This is a genomic window from Maribacter sp. IgM3_T14_3, assembly GCF_049603095.1.
Classification (GTDB): Bacteria; Bacteroidota; Bacteroidia; order Flavobacteriales; family Flavobacteriaceae; genus Maribacter.
Window position 1 is genome coordinate 4,650,513 of the sequence record NZ_CP187138.1, and the last position, 21,521, is coordinate 4,672,033.

At 33.8% G+C, this 21,521-nt stretch carries 22 protein-coding genes; 17 read left to right on the plus strand and 5 right to left on the minus strand.

Translation table 11 applies throughout. The features are described 5' to 3' along the window. Nucleotides 1-21: 21 nt before the first annotated feature. The 7 genes from ACPF9A_RS20515 (at nt 22) to ACPF9A_RS20545 (ending at nt 6,274) form a co-directional block, all read left to right on the plus strand. Nucleotides 22-1,485 carry a CotH kinase family protein gene (locus ACPF9A_RS20515; RefSeq protein ID WP_423999983.1) on the plus strand — a complete coding sequence of 488 codons (1,464 nt, stop codon included), beginning with the start codon at nt 22-24 and terminating at the stop codon, nt 1,483-1,485. Between the two features lie 91 nt (nt 1,486-1,576). Continuing rightward, the gene (locus ACPF9A_RS20520) at nt 1,577-2,329 is read left to right on the plus strand and encodes a hypothetical protein (protein WP_423999985.1); all 753 of its coding nucleotides are present in this window, start codon (nt 1,577-1,579) and stop codon (nt 2,327-2,329) included. 36 nt (nt 2,330-2,365) lie between these two features. Continuing rightward, nucleotides 2,366-3,424: a YHYH protein gene (locus tag ACPF9A_RS20525; protein ID WP_423999987.1), complete on the plus strand. Its 1,059-nt coding sequence runs from the start codon at nt 2,366-2,368 to the stop codon at nt 3,422-3,424. A gap of 10 nt (nt 3,425-3,434) precedes the next feature. Beyond that, entirely contained in the window at nt 3,435-4,073 is a 639-nt protein-coding gene (locus ACPF9A_RS20530; protein ID WP_423999989.1) for a hypothetical protein, read from the plus strand. Between the two features lie 117 nt (nt 4,074-4,190). After that, the gene (locus tag ACPF9A_RS20535; protein WP_423999991.1) at nt 4,191-4,979 is read left to right on the plus strand and encodes a YHYH protein; all 789 of its coding nucleotides are present in this window, start codon (nt 4,191-4,193) and stop codon (nt 4,977-4,979) included. Between the two features lie 3 nt (nt 4,980-4,982). After that, nucleotides 4,983-5,600: a toxin-antitoxin system YwqK family antitoxin gene (locus ACPF9A_RS20540; RefSeq protein WP_423999993.1), complete on the plus strand. Its 618-nt coding sequence runs from the start codon at nt 4,983-4,985 to the stop codon at nt 5,598-5,600. Beyond that, nucleotides 5,600-6,274: an SCO family protein gene (locus tag ACPF9A_RS20545; RefSeq protein WP_423999995.1), complete on the plus strand. Its 675-nt coding sequence runs from the start codon at nt 5,600-5,602 to the stop codon at nt 6,272-6,274. Before ACPF9A_RS20540 ends, ACPF9A_RS20545 begins: the two co-directional genes overlap by 1 nt. A 77-nt stretch (nt 6,275-6,351) precedes the next feature. Here the strand turns inward: ACPF9A_RS20545 and ACPF9A_RS20550 are convergent, their stop codons facing one another. The 4 genes from ACPF9A_RS20550 to ACPF9A_RS20565 all read right to left on the minus strand — a co-directional run bounded on the left by ACPF9A_RS20550 (nt 6,352) and on the right by ACPF9A_RS20565 (nt 10,474). Beyond that, nucleotides 6,352-7,029: a type 1 glutamine amidotransferase domain-containing protein gene (locus ACPF9A_RS20550; RefSeq protein WP_423999997.1), complete on the minus strand. Its 678-nt coding sequence runs from the start codon at nt 7,027-7,029 to the stop codon at nt 6,352-6,354. 43 nt (nt 7,030-7,072) lie between these two features. Beyond that, nucleotides 7,073-8,071: an NADP-dependent oxidoreductase gene (locus tag ACPF9A_RS20555; RefSeq protein WP_423999999.1), complete on the minus strand. Its 999-nt coding sequence runs from the start codon at nt 8,069-8,071 to the stop codon at nt 7,073-7,075. A gap of 237 nt (nt 8,072-8,308) precedes the next feature. After that, nucleotides 8,309-9,709 (minus strand): NAD-dependent succinate-semialdehyde dehydrogenase, encoded by a 1,401-nt coding sequence (locus ACPF9A_RS20560; RefSeq protein WP_424000001.1) that lies wholly within the window; start codon nt 9,707-9,709, stop codon nt 8,309-8,311. Between the two features lie 24 nt (nt 9,710-9,733). Continuing rightward, complete coding sequence (locus ACPF9A_RS20565; protein ID WP_424000003.1) at nt 9,734-10,474, minus strand: SDR family oxidoreductase; 741 nt, start codon at nt 10,472-10,474, stop codon at nt 9,734-9,736. A gap of 376 nt (nt 10,475-10,850) precedes the next feature. On the opposite strand from ACPF9A_RS20565, the gene ACPF9A_RS20570 reads away from it, so the two are divergent. Then, nucleotides 10,851-11,024, plus strand: coding sequence for a hypothetical protein (locus tag ACPF9A_RS20570; protein ID WP_424000005.1), 174 nt, complete (start codon nt 10,851-10,853; stop codon nt 11,022-11,024). Here the strand turns inward: ACPF9A_RS20570 and ACPF9A_RS20575 are convergent. Continuing rightward, on the minus strand, nt 11,021-11,905 hold the full coding sequence (locus tag ACPF9A_RS20575) for an AraC family transcriptional regulator (protein ID WP_424000007.1): 885 nt from the start codon (nt 11,903-11,905) through the stop codon (nt 11,021-11,023). The genes ACPF9A_RS20570 and ACPF9A_RS20575 overlap by 4 nt on opposite strands. Nucleotides 11,906-12,114: 209 nt before the next feature. On the opposite strand from ACPF9A_RS20575, the gene ACPF9A_RS20580 reads away from it, so the two are divergent. From ACPF9A_RS20580 to ACPF9A_RS20620, 9 genes are all read left to right on the plus strand, one after another. Next, a complete protein-coding gene (locus ACPF9A_RS20580) occupies nt 12,115-13,617 on the plus strand; it encodes a BCCT family transporter (RefSeq protein WP_424000009.1) in 1,503 nt (500 codons plus the stop codon). A 13-nt stretch (nt 13,618-13,630) separates the two neighbouring features. Further along, entirely contained in the window at nt 13,631-14,260 is a 630-nt protein-coding gene (locus ACPF9A_RS20585; RefSeq protein ID WP_424000011.1) for an alpha-ketoglutarate-dependent dioxygenase AlkB family protein, read from the plus strand. Between the two features lie 61 nt (nt 14,261-14,321). Then, nucleotides 14,322-14,621 carry a putative quinol monooxygenase gene (locus tag ACPF9A_RS20590; RefSeq protein ID WP_424000013.1) on the plus strand — a complete coding sequence of 100 codons (300 nt, stop codon included), beginning with the start codon at nt 14,322-14,324 and terminating at the stop codon, nt 14,619-14,621. Nucleotides 14,622-14,831: 210 nt separating this feature from the next. Beyond that, a complete protein-coding gene (gene nfsB, locus ACPF9A_RS20595) occupies nt 14,832-15,491 on the plus strand; it encodes an oxygen-insensitive NAD(P)H nitroreductase (protein WP_424000015.1) in 660 nt (219 codons plus the stop codon). A gap of 548 nt (nt 15,492-16,039) precedes the next feature. Next, entirely contained in the window at nt 16,040-17,155 is a 1,116-nt protein-coding gene (locus ACPF9A_RS20600) for an esterase-like activity of phytase family protein (RefSeq protein WP_424000017.1), read from the plus strand. A 204-nt stretch (nt 17,156-17,359) separates the two neighbouring features. Further along, nucleotides 17,360-17,983, plus strand: coding sequence for a MarC family protein (locus tag ACPF9A_RS20605; protein WP_424000019.1), 624 nt, complete (start codon nt 17,360-17,362; stop codon nt 17,981-17,983). Between the two features lie 203 nt (nt 17,984-18,186). Next, nucleotides 18,187-18,537, plus strand: a complete 351-nt coding sequence (locus ACPF9A_RS20610; RefSeq protein WP_424004545.1) for an NAD(P)H-dependent oxidoreductase — start codon at nt 18,187-18,189, stop codon at nt 18,535-18,537. A gap of 63 nt (nt 18,538-18,600) precedes the next feature. Continuing rightward, nucleotides 18,601-20,505: a monovalent cation:proton antiporter-2 (CPA2) family protein gene (locus ACPF9A_RS20615; protein ID WP_424000021.1), complete on the plus strand. Its 1,905-nt coding sequence runs from the start codon at nt 18,601-18,603 to the stop codon at nt 20,503-20,505. A gap of 178 nt (nt 20,506-20,683) precedes the next feature. Next, nucleotides 20,684-21,274, plus strand: coding sequence for a DUF6515 family protein (locus ACPF9A_RS20620; RefSeq protein ID WP_424000023.1), 591 nt, complete (start codon nt 20,684-20,686; stop codon nt 21,272-21,274). Nucleotides 21,275-21,521 lie beyond the last annotated feature (247 nt).

Sequence of the window (21,521 nt, forward strand, 5' to 3'; positions counted from 1 at the left end):
TTAATCCTTAAAATTTTACACATGAGTTATAAAGATATCAAGTCTGTTTTTCCGATCGAAAAGATGTTGTTTTTCTTATTTATTTCTGTTTTTATTGCTTGTAGCGATGATGACACGATAACAAGTACCGACGCGGATGTTGAAGAAATTGTAGAAGAGGAAGAAGTTAGTACAACTGTTGACGATACCGATTTTGAGGCTACAGATTGGACCACGGCAACACACAGTAAAGACGCCGACCCAGATTTTGAAGAGGTATTTGAAGATAATGCGGTAAAACGCCTTGATATTGTTATAACCGAAGAGCGTTGGGATAGTATGTTAGATAACATGACATCTCTTTATGGTTCTTTTGGCGGATCTAGCCAAGGAGGCGGACCAGTGGGCACTACATCAACTGATGAGGATCCTATATTTGTTCCTGCAGAAGTATTCTATGAAGGTATAGAATGGTATAGAGTTGGTGTTCGATTTAAAGGAAACTCTAGCTTACAATCTACTTGGCAAGCTGGGAACTTAAAACTTTCCTTTAAACTAGATTTTGACGAGTATGAAGATGATTATCCTCAAATAGACAATCAACGCTTTTATGGATTTAAGAAGTTAAGTCTTAAAAATAACTTTGACGATAAATCAATGCTTCGCGAAAAAGTGGCTGCAGATGTGTTTCGCAGTGCAGGGTTAGCCGTTTCAAACACTGCATTTTACACGGTTTATGTTGATCATGGAGATGGTCCTATTTATTTCGGATTGTACACCCTTGTTGAAGAAGTTGATGATACCGTAATAGATGAGCAGTTTTCTGATGATGACGGAAATTTGTATAAGCCAGATGGTGATGCCGCTACTTTTGCCGCAGGTACTTATGATGAAGATGAGTATGTTAAAAAAACAAACGAAGATGATGCTGATTTTACTGATGTAGAAAGTCTTTTAAATATTCTACATGATGCGTCAAGAACAACAGATGCTGCAGCATGGAGAACAAATTTAGATGCTACGCTTGATACTGATGTGTTCTTGAAATACTTGGCTACCAATACCGTTATACAAAATTGGGATACTTATGGTAGAATGTCTCACAACTACTATCTATATAATAATCCGGATAACAGTAAGTTAACGTGGATACCATGGGACAATAATGAAGCTTTACAAGCTGGGAAACAACAAGGTTCTGCAGAGTTAGATTTCTCAAATATTACTGCATCTCAATGGCCATTAATTTCATACTTGTATAATGATGATGTTTACCAAGCTAAATACGATGCCTATGTTCAAGAAGTTATTGAAGGTCCGTTTAACGAAGCAACGGTACAAGCATTGTATGCTACTTATTCTGCACTAGTAGAGCCTTATGCAACTTCTGAAATTGATGGGTATACATTTTTAAATTCTAGTACAGATTTTCAAAATGCAGTAAATGAACTAAATGCACATGCCACAAGTAGAACTGCGGCAGTAAATAGTTACTTAAATAGATAATAATTGTTGTTGAAGTTAGCTCAAAGCTTCATGAGAAATCATGGAGCTTTATTTTCAAACAGTCTTACGACGGATTATAAAATAACTTTCAATGGTATTATTCAGAAAAGTTAGAAGAAAATTAATAGATTTAGAAAAATTCAAAAGTTATTTTATTTATGCCCTTGGTGAAGTGTTGTTAATTGTTGTTGGGCTTTTAATTGCTTGGAAAATAAACAGCATTAATGAAATCAAGAAGAATAGAATCGTTGAACTAAAAATATATAAAAGTTTAAGTCAAGAATTGGATACTAATTTAATTGTTCTAGATAGTGCCATTGTAAAATATACAAATAGCATACAAAAGCTTCAAAATACTATTAATTATTTGGGTATTCCTACCAATGAATTATCACAAGAGGCTAAAGAGTTAATAGTGAATTTAAACTATGAGAGAACTATAGTGCGCGATGAAGCTATTAACTCGATAAATGTTACTAACAAATTTGAATTTATTGATAGTGATTCTCTTAAACAATTAATTGCTGCTTACCCTAATGAATTGGATAGTTTTGATAATCAACAAGATAAAATTGAAAGTATTATATCGAATAGGTTAAAACCCATTATAGAAAAGCATATTTCATTAATTGAAATTTTGCCTCAAAATAGCTATAACTATAATAGAATGAAAGTATATGGCAATCAATCTAACTATACCGAACTACTGGTAAATAGAGAGTATCAAAACAGTATTATAGATAGACTATTGCAAACTAAAGGACAATTGACTATTGCAAAGAATTTGAGACAGAAAACAGAAACAATTGCCACAAAGTTGAATCAAGAGTTGAACAGACCCTAATCACTTTAAAATAATAACAATTTAATACATAAAATTATGATCCATAAAAATAAATACTCGATTTTGGCTTACTTTCTTTTTGCCTTTACCGCTATAACCTTTGTAAGTTGTAGTGACGATGACTCTTCGTCTACAGATGATTCGGTAATTGAAGATGAAGACGATACAGTTACCGATGGCACTGACGATGACACCACTGATGAAAATACAAATACAGTAAGTGTTGATGCTTCTTATTTTTATACTACCGATGGCTCTGTAACCATTACAACTGTGCCCTGTACTTTATCTGACGGTACTGAAACAGATTGTTATCAAATAGTTACGACCAGTCTACCTGGTGATCATGAAATGGGACCATGGTGCCCTGGTAATATTGAAGATGATGCTACCGCAGGTGGTATTTGGCTAGAAGGTGGAGAAGTATATGATGTAGATGGTGCTTTCGTTGAAAATATGGCAACATTCTATAATGATCCAAATTGGTTGATGTACGATGCCAACGGTGATATTTATATTACCGATACCCAAGAAGATTGTGAAAATGCAGCCAACCCTAATGTTGGCACAGAATATGAAAATTTCTGTGTTGAATGTCTACCTTCATATATCACTGATTTGACGCAAACATGGACTATTCCTATTACTCCGGTTTCACAAGATACTCCTGTACTATTTACTACCGCAGGTGGCCCTGGAGGTCCAGGAACAACAACAGCTCCATCAACACGTGGTGTTGCTTTAAATGGTATCGAATTTTCTGCTCCGGCGCCAGTAGATAATATTCTTGGTGCCTATACTTTAGCTCCCTTTGATGATGCTGGCGGACATATTAACGTTCACCAAGGTTATCATTACCATGCAGCAACGGGCTTTAGTACTAAAGTAGCGCAAGATGACGGACATGCTGCCTTAATTGGTTATGCTTTGGATGGATTTGGGATTTATGAATTGGCTGATAGCAGCGGTGTCGATGCTACCGATTTGGATGAACTTCGAGGACATTCTGATGATACTAGAGGTTACCATTACCATGTAGATGCAGCTGGTAATAACAACTTTATTGATGGATTAAAAGGTGCTTACGTAAACTAAAAATATTATTATGAAAAAGTATATCTTAATTTATATAACCGGGCTATTTTCATTGCTAGGGTATGCCCACAACCCAGATGCCTCTACAATTATGCTAGTTGAGAAGGAAAACAACATTTGGGTACTACAGATAAGTTCTTCATTAACCGCTTTTCAGCAAGAAGTACGAACACATTTTGCAGAAACTCCGTATAAAACCCCCGAGGAGTTTCAACAAATGGTGTTGGAGCACATTAAAAACAATTTGGATATTAGTTTTAATGATGGTTCAAAAATCACCCTAGGTCAAGGTATGGTTAAACTAGGTCATGAGACAAAAGTAGTGTTTGAAGTATTTGGTATTCCTTCAGATTTACAATCTATACGCGTAAGAAATACAGCATTTAAAGATATTGGTAGAAGTCAAAGTGCATTGTTCATTTTTAAAGATGGCTTCAGTAAAGATCAATTCATTTTAAATAATGATAATGACCATACTTTAAATCTAAAAGTTAATGGAAATAAGTTCGTTGAGGCGAGTCAACAAAATGCAGGAGTATCTCCTTCGCTAATCATCTTGGGTTTAATAGGCAGCATATGTTTAGGTCTATTGATAAAAAATATTTTTCTGTTGAAAGAAAAATCTGTGAGTGAAAATGTTTCATCTTAATCTAAATCCAGATTCACTTAATAGAACGTGTAATTCACTGATTTCTAAAATCTGGTATGCACTTAGTTAGTAGTATTGTAGTGTTAAATCGCTGAAATCAAGCTCAAATTAAATATTATGAAAAAAAATAGTCTAAAAAGAATTCCCCAAGTGTCATTTGTTTTGGCATTATCGTTCATCACCTTAATTGCATGTAGTAGCGATAGTGTTGATGATGATATTACAGAAGACATTGCCAGTAATGATGACGATGATTCTGAAGAAGTCGTAACAGAATTACATGCGGCATATGCTGCATTTAATTCAGATGCTGTAACTGTTTATTTAGATGGCTCTGAAGTTGTTGTAGAAACTACAGGGTTACCTAATCATGAAACAATTTATTGGGGCGAAGGTAATGCATTGTATAGAGAAGAACCTGACGTTAACAAAACCCCAAGTATTATGTCAAGTAATAATAATGCCACAACTATTAGAGTAGATGCAACACCTAATTTAACCGGCAGTACTATTGAAACAGAGTTAAATACAATAGGTATTGCTGTTAGTGGTTCATCTATATTCAACGACCAAGAAGGTGGTGGCGCTTTAGACCAAGCTGCAGGAAGTTTAGACTGGACAGGTGCTCATATTGGTCCTGGAGTATATCATTATCATCTAGAGCCTAAAGCATTTACTGATGATGATGAAAATTTAGTAGGTGTTTTACTAGATGGTGTATTTCTTTATGGTCGTAAATGTAATTCTACAGGTGATTATCCAACAGATTTAGATGCCTCTGGCGGACACACTTCTGCTACACAATACACAGATGGCGAAGAAGAATACCATTACCATATTATTAATGAAGTATATTCAACAACTGGTTCGTACTTAGCATTTGCAGGTCCTTACCAAGGCTATTAAAATATGAAAAAGTTCCATTTCCATATCATATTAATCATACTGCTTTTTCAAGTTGGTTGTAAAAATACAGCTGAACCAGAAAATGTAGTTGAAGAAATAATACCGATAAAGGAAGAAACAAAGTTTAAGGAAGAATTAGTTCTTAATCAACTTGAAGGAACTTGGTATTACAAAAACTCACCTTATGAGGGGTATTCAATAGCCTTACATGAGAATGGAACTTTAGCTGAAAAGGTGGGTTTTGTAAAAGGAAAAAGAGAAGGCGTTGCTCAAAGATGGTCTGATGCCGGAATTTTAAGAGTAGAATACCATTATAAAAACAACCGTTTAGAAGGCATTTATAAAAGTTGGTGGGAAAACGGACAGCTGGCGCAAGAAGCTAAGTATGTAAACGGTAATATGGAGGGAGTAGAAAAGAAATGGTACTCAGATGGTCAATTAGCCAAAGAACGCCAGTTGATCAACGGGAAAGAAGAAGGTCTACAAAAAGCTTGGTTGCAAAACGGAACCTTATACGTGAATTACGAAGCTAAAAACGGACGCATATTTGGTTTAAAAAGAGCAAATTCTTGCTATCAATTAGAAGATGAAGTTGTAATTAGATCAGAAAATGAATTATAATGAACAAGACAGTACTTTCTATAGTTGCTATATTACTTTTTGCTGCTTGTAAACAAACGGTAAAAAAAGAGAATATTCAGGTAACCGAAACCAGTAGGGTAGAGCACTTGCCATATTACAATGATGAGTCATTTACACCACATTGGGTTACACCAAATACGGAAGAAGAGAAGCAATTTCATAAAATTCCTGATTTTAAATTGGTAGATCAGTTAGGTGATACATTGACCCAGAAGTCTTTTGATAATCAAATCTATATCACGGATTTCTTTTTTACTAGTTGCCCAGGTATTTGTTTGAAGATGACCAATAATATGACAAAAGTGCAAGAAGCCTTTTTAGATAATGATGAAGTAGCTATTCTTTCTCATTCTGTAACTCCTTCAATAGATTCAGTTTCTGTTCTTAAAACATATGCTGAAAAGAATGGAGTTATAGATGCTAAATGGCACTTGGTTACAGGTGACAAAACTGAAATTTACAACTTAGGTAGAAACGAATATTTTGTAGAAAATGATTTAGGTATTCCTAAAGATATCAATGACTTTCTACATACCGAGAACTTCTTATTAATTGATAAGAACAAACACATAAGAGGAATTTATAACGGATTAAATAGAGCATCTATTGCGCAATTGATTACCGATGTAAAAGCCTTGTTAGAAGAGAGTTGATAGAGATTGATTAAGTAGTAAACACAAAAAAGCCCGTAAAATAATTTTACGGGCTTTTTCATTTAATATTCTGAATGCTATTTCAAAGCTCCCAATAACTTCTCTGCAACCAATTCAGATGAAGCAGGATTTTGACCTGTAATTAAATTACCATCTTGAATTGCGTATGCTGCCCAATCTTCTTTTTTAGAATAGATACCTCCATTTTCTTGCAACATATCTTCTACTAAGAAAGGAACAACCTCAGTTAACTGAACAGCTGCTTCTTCACTATTTGTAAATCCGGTTACTTTTCTACCTTTTACTAATGGCTGACCATCAGTTCCTTTAACACCTTTTAATGCTGCAGGTGCGTGACATACAAATGCAACTGGCTTCGCTTGTTCGTTGAATGTTTCAATCAATTTGATAGAAGTAGCATCATTCGCTAAATCCCATAAAGGTCCGTGACCACCTGGGTAAAAAACTGCATCAAAATCTGAAGCATTTACTTCTGCCAAAATCTTTGTATGATTAATAGCATTTTGTGCCACTTTATCTTCTTTATAACGCTTTGTATCTTTCGTTTGAGCATCTTCAGTATCACTACTAGGATCAATTGGTGCTTGACCACCTTTTGGTGTAGCCACTGTAATTTCTGCACCTTTGTCTAATAAAGCGTAATACGGAGCTGCAAACTCTTCAATCCAAAATCCTGTTTTTTTTCCTGTGTCCCCTAATTGATCGTGAGACGTTAATACAAATAATATTTTCATTGTTTTTTGTTTTTAAGTTATTGATTTATAGCAAGTCTTTTATTTAGACTTTAACTATCATTTTTCCTTTATTTTTACCATCCATCATATCTAAGAACGCTTGTGGCGTATTCTCAAATCCTTCAACAACAGTTTCTTTATACTTTAATTTACCTTCACCTAACCAAGTTGCTAATTGCTTCATAGCTACGGGGAATTTATCTGCGTAATTAGATACTATAAAACCTTGCATTAATGCACTATTCTTAACCAAGAAAGGTTGCACAGCTACTGCCATAGGAGTTTCTGTATCATTGTACACAGAAATTGCACCACAATTAATAATACGTGCAAATTGATTGATATTGAATAAAACAGCGTCAGATATTGGTCCGCCAACATTATCAAAATAAATATCAACACCATTAGGGGCTGCTTCTTTGATAGCAGCTTTCATATCTTTGGTAGTTTTATAATTGATACCATGGTCGAATTCGAATTCAGATTTTAGCATATCAATCTTTTCATCTGAACCGGCAATACCGATAACATTTAAACCAAGAATTTTACCGATCTGACCCACAACACTACCAACGGCACCTGCAGCACCAGATACTACTAAAGTTTCACCTTTCTTAGGCTTCCCGATTTCGTGAAGACCTAAAAAAGCAGTTAAGCCTGTCATACCAACGATACCTAAATAAGCACTTAGTGGGGCTTTACTTTTATCAATTTTCTGCAATCCTTCACCTGTTGAAACTTGCTTTTCTTTCCATTGTAATAATCCTGAAACAAAATCACCTTTCTTAAACTTGTCATTATTAGATTCTATTACTTCTGCAACTACACCAGAGCTTATGGGCTCATCTAAATTAAATGGTGGTACATACGATTTGGCATCGCTCATACGACCTCTTAAATAGGGATCGACAGAAATATATTTTGCCTCTAACAACAGTTGACCATCAGTAATACTTGGATTTACATCAGATTCAACAAACTCAAAGTCAGAAATGGTAGGGGTACCTACCGGACGTTTTTTTAAATTAATGGACTTATTCATAAGTTATTATTTAAATTCTATACTAAATTATTGCCTAAGAGTTATGTAATAATTAGTGCTACAACTTATATACTTTCATGTGAAAGAGTATAAACTCTTAATAACCATTATTAGACGTGTCAAAGATATTACAAAAAAGAATGAACATTCATTTTTTAACAAAGGTTTATAGATAACCCTTAAACTGATACTAAAAAAGCGGAGTATAGACAAACTATTCTCCGCTTATAAATTTTTTTATTTCTCTTCCATTATTATGATGGATTTTACATTAACGAATTCTTTCATTCCGAACCCGCCATGTTCACGACCGTAACCAGAATCTTTGACTCCGCCGAAAGGCATTGAAGGTTCTGCTAATCCGAAGGAATTAATAAAGACCATTCCGGTATCAAAATGCTTCTCAGCAAGTTCTGTAGCCTTTTCAATATCTTTAGAAAAGATTCCGCCACCGAGACCAAATCTACTGTCATTCGCTATTCGCATAGCATCTTCATCATCTTTAGCTTTAATCAATGATGCAACCGGACCGAATAATTCATCATCATACGCTGGCTGACCAGGAGTTACATTACCTAATACTGTAGCAGGGTAGAAGTAACCTTCACCATCTGGAATTTTTCCGCCACATAATATTTCTGCACCTTTTTCGACGCTTTCGAGAACTTGTTCGTGAATTTCTTTTCTTAAATCTTCACGAGCCATTGGCCCTAATTCCGTTTCTTTTTTCTTAGGATCACCAACTTTTAAAGCATCCATTGCTTTAACGAATTTTTCTTTGAATTCGTCATACACTTTCTCGGTAGCAATAAATCGTTTTGCAGCGATACAGGTTTCCCCATTATTATAGATACGACCCATTACGCTTTTTTCTACCGCTAAATCAATATCCGCATCTTCTAAAACTAAATAGGCATCATTACTGCCTAATTCCAGCACCGTTTTCTTTAACTGCGCACCTGCTTTTTCTCCTATTTTCTCACCTGCAACTGGGCTACCGGTTAAAGTTACCCCTCTTATTAATTTGTGCTCTATGATTGCATTAGACTGGTCATGTTCAATTATCATTACATTAAATAGTCCGGCAGGTAAGCCGGCAGTATCAAAAATCGTTTTCAATAACTTAGCTGTACCCGTTACATTAGAAGCATGTTTTAGCAAAATGCTATTACCCGCCATTAGGTTTACAATCGTATAGCGTAATACTTGATAACTTGGGTAGTTCCAAGGTTGAATTCCGTATATGATTCCCATTGGCGAATAGGTAATAATTCCTTTTCCTCCGTTAGATAACGCACGTTTTTCGTTCTTTAAAAATTCTGGCGCATTCTCGGCTGAGTAATCACAAATTGAAGTACAGAGGTCTACTTCATGCTCACTTTGAGAAAGTAGCTTACCCATTTCATCGGTCATTAATTCTGACAGCTCTTTCTTATAATTTTGAAGTTCTTTACCGATAGATTTTATAATTTCGCCGCGCTCTTCAATAGATTTCATTTTCCATTTCAGAAACGCCTTATGAGATTGTTGTATGCTTTCTTCTACTTGGTCACCTGTCATATACGTATGCGATGTAATTTCTTTACCAGTAGTAGGATTTATTGTTTTGAATGTATCTTGTTTTGTTGTCGTAGACATAGCTTTTTTTTTAAATTAATAATATTATTGTTGGTCACTTGGTACCAAATAGACATCATTGATATTTACACGTTTTGGTTGTGTTAATACATAGTAGATAGAATTTGCAATATCTTCAGCCTCTAAGGTGTCCATTTTTTGCATTTCCTTTATTTTCTCTTTGATATCCTCATCGCTAATGGTGCTAGTTAGATTTGTAGCAACTGCACCAGGTTCTATTGAAGTAATATTAATACCGTATTTAGGTGCCAATTCTTGACGAAGACCCTCTGAAAACATTTTTACTGCAGATTTTGTCGCGCAATACACCGCACCACCAGGAAAATATCTATTTGCAGCCATTGAAGAGATATTAATAATATTACCGCCTTTGTTTTCTATTAACTCTGGTAAAACTGCTGCGACTCCATTAAGAACTCCTTTAATATTGACATCTACCATTTTGTCCCACTCATCAGTTTTTAGCTTTTCAACAAATGACAAAGGCATTAATCCGGCATTATTTACCAAACCTGTAATTTTGCCAAATTCTCGTTTTGTTTTGGATACGACTTTCTCGAAATCACTTTTTTTGGTTACATCGCCTGTAACTACTAAAGCTTCTCCGCCTTTTTTGGTAATTTCAGATTTTAAGTCATTCAGCTCATCTTCACTTCTTGCCATTAAGACCACTTTGGCTCCGTTATCTGCTAATTTGATTGCTGTTGCCCTACCTATACCGCTAGATGCGCCAGTTATAATAATTACTTTATTTTCTAAATTCATTGTGTCTTATTTTGATTTAGTCACAAGATAACGGGAGTTTCTAAGGACTTTTAATCATATGAATTCAAGAATTGACCGATAAGGTATTGAGCTAAGGCTTTGCCGATGTGAGCTAAAAAAACGACTCATTTTACTTCTAAATGAAGAATATATTAGAAGTTATAGATTTATTAAAGCGGTTACTTAATTAAATGCCATTAATTTGACCCTACATTTTTGATGACTATTTAGAATTATTGAGTGATGACAAAGGATGATGGATATCGTTAGGGGAGTTGGTTGTTATGCCGTTAAAGAATTATTTTTGCATCGATATATCATACTAGTTCAGGCATTTTCTAATGCTATTATTAAATAAGTAAAAGAAAACCTTAGTATGGCAGCGACTTATTTATCTCGAAAAGGGGCACAAGCCGTTATTTTAAATTATAGAGAAAATCCGCTAGCGATTCAATATGAATTAATAGAAGACAGTTTGATAACCGATGCGACTACAGATTTAGAAAGAGCATTGATCAGGAAATCTAAAAAAATGGAAATGATTGCCTAACTCGCACAAGCACCTCGTGCAAGAATCATATAACTGCCATTATTTTTAAATTCTTTTATAGAAGTACCAACATACCGTTTGAAAGTTTTTGACAAATGACTAACATCTGTAAAGCCTAAATCGTCGGCTATTTGGGTAAGGGTATAATCGGAATTTAATAAGCGAATTTCAACTAGTTTCAACCTAGCTTTAATAATGTATTCACGTAAAGAGATATGTACCTGCTTTTTAAAATATTCACTTACATAGGTAGGCGACATCATAAAAACTTCAGCTAGATTTTCGACTTTTAGTAAATCGGTTCTATCTATATTTTCATTGATATAGGTGAGCATTTTAGTGATTCTCTCTTCTGAAACTTTTGCATCTGTATCGAAATAATTACTCTTCTTAATATTTCTAATCAATATCTCTAGAATACTCGTCATTAAACTGGTGATAAGGTTTACCGAATCGGTACCATAATTTCTGGTTTCTAAGAGAATCATATCAAATAGATTACTAATATGAAGCTTATCTGTTTCTGATTTAATGATATCGCCCGGTAATTGATTGTAATTAGAAAGAATATATGAAGCCTCTTTAAACCACTCGTTTTTAGCAACCTGTCTATGGTTTGGAGTTCTAAAAAAGGAGTCCGTAAATTTTAAGAAAACGAATTTCGTAGGCTTTTTAATTGCAAATGAATGGCACTTTAAGGGTGGTAACAAAAACATACTGCCCTCTTGGTAATCAAAATTATTATAGTTTATACATTGCGTTCCTTCTCCTGATTTTATTAAAACCAATTCGAAAAAGTTATTCTTAACTGGTCTTACTTTCCAAGAAGACAATTCTACTTCTTGTATTTCAAAAGGTTTAATTGCATCTATAATTTGCATAATCTTGTATTAATCGAGCGAATATAGCTCAATTCTGTATAAAATAGTTTTAAATCTGGTTTACAAACCTCTATATATACTATTTAACCCTTTTAATTTACCAGTACGGCTTTTAATTTCTAATTCTTAAATAATATACCGCCACGATAAACATTTGCCAGAAATAAGATTAATATTCTAATCTCTATTTTTACACAAAACCAATAATTTTGATTTTGAAATACATTCAAAAGCACTCCATATTATCTATTTCTATAGGCATCATTTTTATATGCACTTTAATTGTATTTTTTGCAACAGAGGCAAGCTATAACGCTATTGAAAGTGCCTCATTATGGGTTCGAAATTATTTTGGATACTTCTATTTATATTTAGGTTTTGGTTGCGTTGTAGCATTATTGCTGATCGCTTTTTCTACCTATGGAAACATAAAATTAGGCAAGGCATCTTCTAAACCAGAATACACCCTTTGGTCTTGGATAGCCATGTTATACAGTGCCGGTATGGGTTCTGGCATTTTATTACGGGCAGTACAAGAACCGATTTACATGCAGCAAAATCCGCCATTTGCATCTGGCTTATCAAATGAAACCGTTGCTTTAGAATTTACGTTTTACCAATGGGGGATTACTGCTTGGGCATTTTACGGACTATTTGCTGTTATCGTTGGCTATGCCTTGCACGTTAAAAAAAAGAAAGTCAGAATTAGCGCTACAATTGAAGATCGTATTAAAAGTAAACCTATTAGAGGCAGTGTAGATATTATCACCATTATCACAACTATTTTCGGATTAATTGCTGCTATTGGCTTGGGTACCACACAAATTAATGGGGGACTAAATCATGTTTTTAATGCAGATTTCGGAATAACGACAACTATTATTCTGTGTGTTTTTATCTCAACAATAGCGTGTTATTCTGCTTGGCAAGGCGTTAATAAAGGAATCAAAATTTTCTCCAAATTAAATATTATTGTTACGCTGGTCATTCTTTTATTCGTCTTTTTTACAAGCGATGTACAAGGCATTATAATTTCGTTTTTTATTGCGTTGTATCAATATATCATAGACTTTATACCGATGAGTTTGGCTATTGGTGATTACAATCCTGGGTTGGAATTCTTGACAGATTGGACTTTTTATTATTGGGCATTTTGGTTAGCTTGGGCTCCTTTTACAGGTATTTTTATTGCTCGTATTTCTAAAGGTCGTACGATTAGGCAATTACTTTTGGGTGTGTTAATTATTCCTAGTTTAGGAACCTTCTTCTGGTTTTCTGTTTTTGGGTCTTCAGCTTTTAATTTAATCGAAACTTGGGGAGCTTACGATAATCAATTCGGTAATGTTTTCTCTTCCATATTTGTGTTTTTTGAGCATTATCCGTTCGCTACACTACTAAATATTACATCGATATTTTTACTAATCAGTTTTTTGATTACATCAGTCGATTCTGCGGTATTCGTATTAAGCATGTTTACCGATAAGGGTTCTAAAAATCCGAATAAGATCCATCGTGTTATATGGTCTATTTTCATCTTATTGGCAACCATTGCTTTGATACTTTTAGGTAATATTAAGGCAAATGTCAATGTTTTAGAAGCGGTACAACGTTTACTAATTATCACCTCGTTACCGTTTTCATTTTTCATCATTATTATGTTTGGCTTTTTTGTAAAAGATCTTAGAAAAAACCGACTGAAAGCCAATAATTAAAAAGAAGACTACAATGGATGTATTCAATCAAACAGATTTGTTTTCTACAGATGAAGTCCGAAAAACGGAATTTGATTTACCTGGTGCTGATGTTACTTTATTTGAAAATTTCTTTTCAAAAGAGGAAAGTGATAGACTATACACCAGTCTTTTAAATAACACTAATTGGGAGCAAGATCAACTTCTTATTTACGGTAAAGAAATAGACTTACCTAGAATAACGGCTTGGTACGGAGATAGCAATGCAGATGAGTCTTATGCAACTACTAAAAGTAAAGCTCTCCCTTGGACCGAAGATTTACTTTTTATAAAAAAACGTATAGAGAAAGAGGTAGATGTCAAATTTACACGTTGTTTGCTCAACTACTATAGAAATGGGGAAGACAGCGTTAATTGGCATCGCGACTATAATGGAGAAGAACGGAAAAATACGGTTATAAGTTCGGTCACTTTTGGCGCAACTAGACCATTTCAACTCAAACATGCGACTAGAAAAGATTTAAAACGAATAGATATCCCTATGGTACATGGTAGCTTACTGATTATGCAAGGAGCAACACAAGAAAACTGGCTACACAAAATACCGAAAACTACAAAGAAAATTCTGCCTAGAATTAATCTCACTTTTAGGTGGGTTAGTTAATTTTTCGTTCATCAATCTTTACCTTTGAGCAATTTATTTTATCAATCATTTAAAACATCTTATGAAAAAATCATATTTAACCTTAGTGGTACATATTCTAGTAAAAGAAGCGTATAGAGAAGAAATAAAAACTGAATTATTGAAACTGGTCGGTCCCACTAGAGGAGAGGAAGGATGTATAGCTTACGACTTACATCAAGACAATGATAACCCAAACTTATTCTTATTTCACGAAAAATGGGTAAATCAAGAATTTCTAGCAAAGCACTCTGAAAGTGATCATATTGCAGCATATAGGCTTGTTTCTAAAGATAAATTAGAAAATGTTGCAGCTTATAAAATGACAGAACTTACCAATTAAGCTTGTATTATTGAAGGTTTTATAATTAGGTTAAGTATCTAGTATCGGTATTTTCACGAACAAATTAAGTTTTTTGAATAGTATTTTAAGATTTTATCACTAAAAAAACCTCTTATTATACATTCTTCACCTTGTTTTGTACTATGTTATAACTTACTGCCGCAATTATCTTTGCCCTTGATTATTTAACCAATTTTAAAATATATAATAATGAATTTACACGAAACATTAGACTGGAGATATACAACGAAAGAATATGACACAACCAAGAAAATTTCTGAATCAGATATGGCTGAAGTCAAAAATTTATTGAGAATGTGTCCGTCTAGTGTAAATCTTCAACCTTGGCATTTTATAGTTGCAGAAACCCCAGAAGGAAAAGCACGTATTGCAAAGGCAACAGAAGGCTTTTTTCATTTTAATGAACCAAAAATAACAAATGCTTCAGCCGTAGTTTTGTTTTGTTCACGAACTAGTGCCGACGACGAATATTTTAAACACCTTTTAGAGATTCAAGATAAAGACGGAAGATTCCCTAATGAGGATATGAAAAACAGATTATACGGAGCTATGAATGCTTTCGCAGACATTCATAAATACGATGTAAAAGATTTTCAACATTGGATGGAAAAACAGGTATACTTAAATATCGGTAGCTTTTTATTAGGTGTGGCAAGTTTACAAATTGACGCAACACCAATTGAAGGTCTACACATGAAAGTTTTAGACGAAGAATTCGGATTAAGAGAGAAAGGTTTTACGGCGATAACTGCTGTCTCAATAGGTTATAGAGCTGAATCTGATTTCAACTCGACCGAGAAAACACCGAAATCTAGATTGCCACAAAGTGAAATTATTACAGTATTGTAATTCATTGCTAATAATAAGCTAAAAACAATGCTATAGTATATAAAGCCAATTTGCCAATAGAACATTTCAATTATTTGCAACACCTAGAAATTACAATTCAGATAAACTATAAATACTAAAATCTTGTCGAGGTGTACACATTCTAATAAACGAGAAAAGAAAAAAGCTCAAATTACCTTTAAAGTTTTCTAGGAGCAACTTGAATATAGGTTACTTCGATTATTTTTATTGGACTAAAATTAAAATATATCAAGAAGCTTCCCTATTTATCATTAACGTCAATATAAATAGAATATGAGCCATAAACTACCCTTTAGTTAATCGCTATTTTATTGTTTTTTGAGTAGATATCATGTCTTTAAGCATTATTTTTATTTTTTTCCAAGTTTTTAGTTTTAAACTCCAAAAATTTTAATTAGTACTAGAACGCCCAGCTTTTGGGGCGTTCCTATTTACCGTAAATTCATTTTTTACATTCGTTTATACCTGCAAAAATGAATTAAGAGTAATTTTGCAATTGTTGATATTGGCTTCTAAAAACTAATCAAATGAGTGATGTAGTAAAGACCTTATTTCTATGTACTGTTCTATTGGTAATTTCATGCGGTACTAATAATGATACCAATAAGATGGATACCAATCTAAAATTACGTTTTGTTGATGAATATATTTTACCAGATGAGACCACATTTGAAAATACTATAGTAGGTGGATTATCTGGTATCGATTATGCTAATGGCACCTGGTATGCCATTAGCGATGATAGTGACGCACCACGTTTTTATAGCGCGAAAATTTCTTATGACTCTAGCGGATTTAATTCGATTACCATAAAATCTGTTACTCATTTTAAAGATTCAATTGGCGAGTTGATTCCAAAAGGAATAGTCGACCCTGAATCGATTCGATTTGATGATGGTTCATTTATTTGGACAAGTGAAGGGAATATCAAGGTTGGGTTGAAACCATTCGTACAAATTGCAGATTCTAGCGGAGTGTTTATAAATGAGTTTAGGCTAGCAAAACGATATCTACCAAATACGGACTCAAATTTTGGTCCACACCACAACGGAGTCTTCGAAGGCATTACATTGAGTTTCGATAAAAAAGGATACTGGATTGCGATGGAATTACCTTTGAAAGAAGATGGAGTTGAACCAACTTTAGAAGAAACAGATTCCCCCGTAAGAATCGCTTTTTTAAATAGAGAAACAGGGCATTTTGAAAAGGAAATAGTGTATGAGTTAGATAAAGTATCAAAGCAAGCTATTAACGGCTATACGTTTAGATTAAATGGTATCGTAGAGATTTTAGAATATGATACAAATAAATTTCTTGTTTTAGAACGTTCGTTTGCTATGGGCTATGTTGACGGTGGTAATACCGTTAAAATTTATGCCGTAGATGCAAGCAAAGCAACCAATGTAAGTAGTATCAATAGTTTAAAAGGTGCTAGCTACACCAAAGTAACAAAGAAGCTTTTGTTTAATTTTGAGGATATTAGAAAAGAACTTACGAACGGTATCGTCGATAACATTGAAGGGGTAACCTTTGGTCCACATTTTAAAAATGGTAATCGCTCTTTACTAGTTGTTTCCGATAATAATTTTAGCCTTTATGGTCCTCAGCTGAATCAATTTATCTTATTTGAAGTAGAGAAATAAAATTTCAAAACATATTTAAAAAAACATTGAAAGCTTCCAATAGCAATTGAACTATAATATGTTGTAAAATTCATTAAAAAGCTGAGATTAATTCAAATTATTCTCAGCTTTTCCTATATTCTAATAAATCCCAAAAGATTTAAATTATTCTTGGAATTTCAGTAAGAAATCAGGTTCTTGCGCGATTAAATTTTGCTTAGAATAATGAATGATTTAACTACCTTTTCTATTGCTGTTTTTACGGGCTTTTTTGCCATTACAAACCCAATATCTAACATGACCGTTTTTCTGTCTTTGACTCAAGGGGCAGATGAAAAAACAAAGGCTGATATCAATAAAAGGGCCAATATTATTGCCTTTATTATTGTAGTGGTATTTGTTCTTTTAGGAAAATATATATTCGAACTATTTAATATTAGTATTCCTGCATTTAAGATTACAGGCGGTATTTTGATATTCTATATCGGTTTTGACATGCTACAATCAAAACAGTCTAATGTTAAGAATATAAAGCACGTAAATATTGATGAGAATATTGCGGTGTCGCCACTTGCGATTCCAATTTTAGCCGGTCCGGGTACGATTGTTACAGCAATGAACTTTGTTTCAAATGCACAACCTATTCATATTACTATAGTAATTGCCATTTTTGCTTTTATGAGTTTACTAACTTATTTTACTTTTAGATTGAGTAATTTAATCGTAAAATTAGTTGGCTATAATGTAATTTCTGTAATTGGTAAAATTATGGGTCTGATCATCGCCATTATCGGCACAGGTATGATAATAGAAGGTATTAAAATATCTTTTAATCTAATTACAAAATAGGTATCATAGCCTATCTGTACGTGTTTTTGCTAATTTGCCTGAATATGAAAAAGTTTTTAGTATTGTTTGCTCATCCGAAGTATAAAAAATCAAGATGAGTACAATGACAAATAAGTGTTACTTTTTATCACTAATACGATTTGTATCCTAATTTTTATATAGACGCACCTTTACAGAAAAGGCTATTTTAAGAACATGATGTTATTATCTGGCATCACCCAAGGTATTGGTATAGTTGTCCGCCGTTATTAAAGCAGTGGATAGATATGGTATTGGAGTTTAATTGGGCGTACGGACCTAATGGAAAAGCATTGACTTCAAAGATTTGTTTAAATGCTATTACCACTGGTGGCAGTAAAGAATTGTATTGCACACAGGGTATAAATAGCTACACCATAACAGAGTTTTTAAGACCATTCGAGCAAACGGCAAACCTTTGCTTAATGAACTATCGCAAGCCATTTACCGTAATGGGAACCTACAAATTATCTGATGCCGAATTAGAAGTTTATGGCTCAAAGTACAGTGATTTAATCGACGAACTTCAGCTGTAATTATTTACCTTCAATTTAATATGAGGTGTCCATGAATATAGTATCGAATTTAAACCAACCCTTATGACCGGCAGTATACTTTTTGATGCAATTGTTTTTTTACTGGGAGCAATCATCTGTGTTTCTATAGCTAAGCGCTTAGGTCTTAGTTCAGTATTAGGGTACCTAATGGCCGGGGTTTTAATTGGACCATACGTATTAGGGTTTATTGGGGAAGAAGGAGAAGATATTCTTCATTTTGCTGAATTCGGAGTTGTGGTAATGCTATTCCTAATCGGACTTGAAATTGAGCCAAAGAATTTCTGGAATATGCGAAAGACTATTGCAGGTTTAGGCGGGCTGCAGGTTGGTGGAACCATGGTACTAACATATCTCTTTTTTATATTATTAGATTTTGATTGGAAAGTAGCTTTGGTTATTTCTATGGCGGTAGCGCTGTCATCTACTGCAATTGCCATGCAGACCATAAAAGAAAAAGGATTAATGGATACTACCTTTGGTAATTCCGCTTTTTCTATACTATTATTCCAAGATATCATCGTCATCTTCATGTTGGGTGCTATTCCGTTACTTTCAAATACAGATGTGGCGGCAACTACCGTTACACATGAGGCAAGTAGCAATCTTTTAGATGGTTTACCAATGGGCTACCAAACACTCGCAATTATATTATCGGTGGCATTGATTATAGGTGCAGGGCAGTATTTAATAGTACCGATGTTAAGAAAGGTAGCACAGACTGGGGTACGAGAACTATTAATTGCTTCTGCGTTATTAATAGTATTCAGTATTTCTTTTTTAATGGAATACGTAGGACTGTCACCTGCTTTAGGAGCATTCTTAGGTGGAGTAGTTCTATCTAATAGCGAATATAAACATGAGCTAGAAAGTACCTTAGAACCTTTTAAAAACTTGCTATTAGGATTGTTTTTTATTGCCGTTGGTGCATCGATAAACTTTGTTGTTATTGCCAAAATGCCATTGACCATCGGCGGAATATTAATTGCCGTCATTTTAATTAAAGCTTTTGTTTTATTTGTTATTGGTACGGTGTTTAAAATGAAACTAGATCAGAAATTATTATTGACCTTCGGCTTGGCGCAAATTGGTGAATTTGCCTTTGTACTGCTTTCATTTGCATTTCAATTGAATATTCTAGAACAAGAGCAAATGGATATCCTATTGGTAATTACTGCATTAACAATGTCCATAACCCCCATTATTAGTATTATTAACGAACGTTTGATCCTCCCAAAAATTGGCACAAAAGAATCTATAAAACGACCTATGGATCATATAGCAAAATCTCAGAATGTTATTCTTGTAGGCTTTGGCCACTTTGGTAGTACAGTAGGTCGTTTTCTAAGATCTCACTGTATTGAGGCCACAATTTTAGATCAAGACTCTGACCGTGTCGACTTTCTTCGTAAAATGGGGTTTGAAGTGTATTACGGTGATGCCACACGTATGGATCTATTAGAATCTGCAGGTATTGCACAAGCTAAAATATTAATATGTGCTCTAGACAACCCCAGCATAACCAAAGAGATTACAAAAATGGTCAAAGAGAAATACCCACATGTTGAACTCATGATTAGAGCGCAAAATAGATATGATGCGTACGAATTATTGAATATGGGTATGGAGAATATTTATAGAGAATCTTTAGATACGTCACTTTCATTAGCTAAAGATGTGTTGAGTAAACTTGGTTTTAGAAAATATACCTTGAACCAACAAGTACAGAATTTCATTAAATATGATGAAACAAGTTTAAGAAGATTAGCAGCTGAACCAAAGGGAGAAGAAAACTATATTTTTAAAGCTCGTAAAGAATTAGAAGAGCAGCAAAGATTATTAGAAGAAGATTTTAAAAGAGGTATCGTCGAATATGATAACCACTGGGATAGCGAATCTATACGAAAAGTATTAGAGAATCAACAAGACAATAATTCGCCTAGAACCTAATTCTCGTTTTAATAGCCAAGGAAAATATTTTTTCTATACAATTTAAAGCTTCGTAGATAAAATTTACCTACTCGTCTATTTGTAATTTTATTATGGGGGTATAGATTAAACTATTATTCCCTTTATAGGTCAAAGTATTGAACATAAAATAAAAGTTTAACCTTTTAAATTTAATACGATGATAACAAATACTAAAACATACGTAGTACTAGGTTTATTTCTGGTGGCATTTGCTTTACCAAGTACTGCGCAAACAAAAAAAAGAACGGCAACAAAAACCACAACTACCAGAACTACTACCGTTACAAAAACGCCAGGAAGAGTTTCTAGTAAAAAAGTTGTGTACCGAACACCAACTAAAAAAGTAGTATCTGTTCGAAATGTACCAAACAGAAGTGTGGTGAAGCATAACGGTCAAAATTACTACTACGCCAATAATAGATACTATACACAATCTCGTGGTCGATATATTGCTATTGCACCTAAAGTTGGATTTAGAATACAAAGCTTACCTCCAAATTATAAAAGGGTACGTTTCAATAACCAATTGTATTTTAATACTGGTGGCACATTTTATATAGAATCAAATTCTGGATATGAAGTGGTAGATCCTGAAATCGGAACTATAGTGTACGAATTACCAGAAGGGTATGAGAAAGTGACCATTGATGGTTTAACTTACTACGAGTATGCTAACATACTTTATGAGAAAGTTCAAGTAGATGGTTCTAGGGCTTACGAAGTTGTAGGTATCATTGATATGGAATAACGTATAATATAATTTTTATAACAAATGGCTTCCGAAGAAATTCGTAAGCCATTGTTTTTTGTAACCTATGAAACATGATATTGGTTAGGTTCCGAAAAAATGGAATACCCTACTTTTGACTCCATAACGAGCATACGAATCTTAATCGTTTTATATAATTAAGGATGTCATCAATAAATCAATTCATTATAATAATTATACTTTTTTCTCTAGGTTCCGCTGGGTCTATATCCGAAGAAATAAGTCC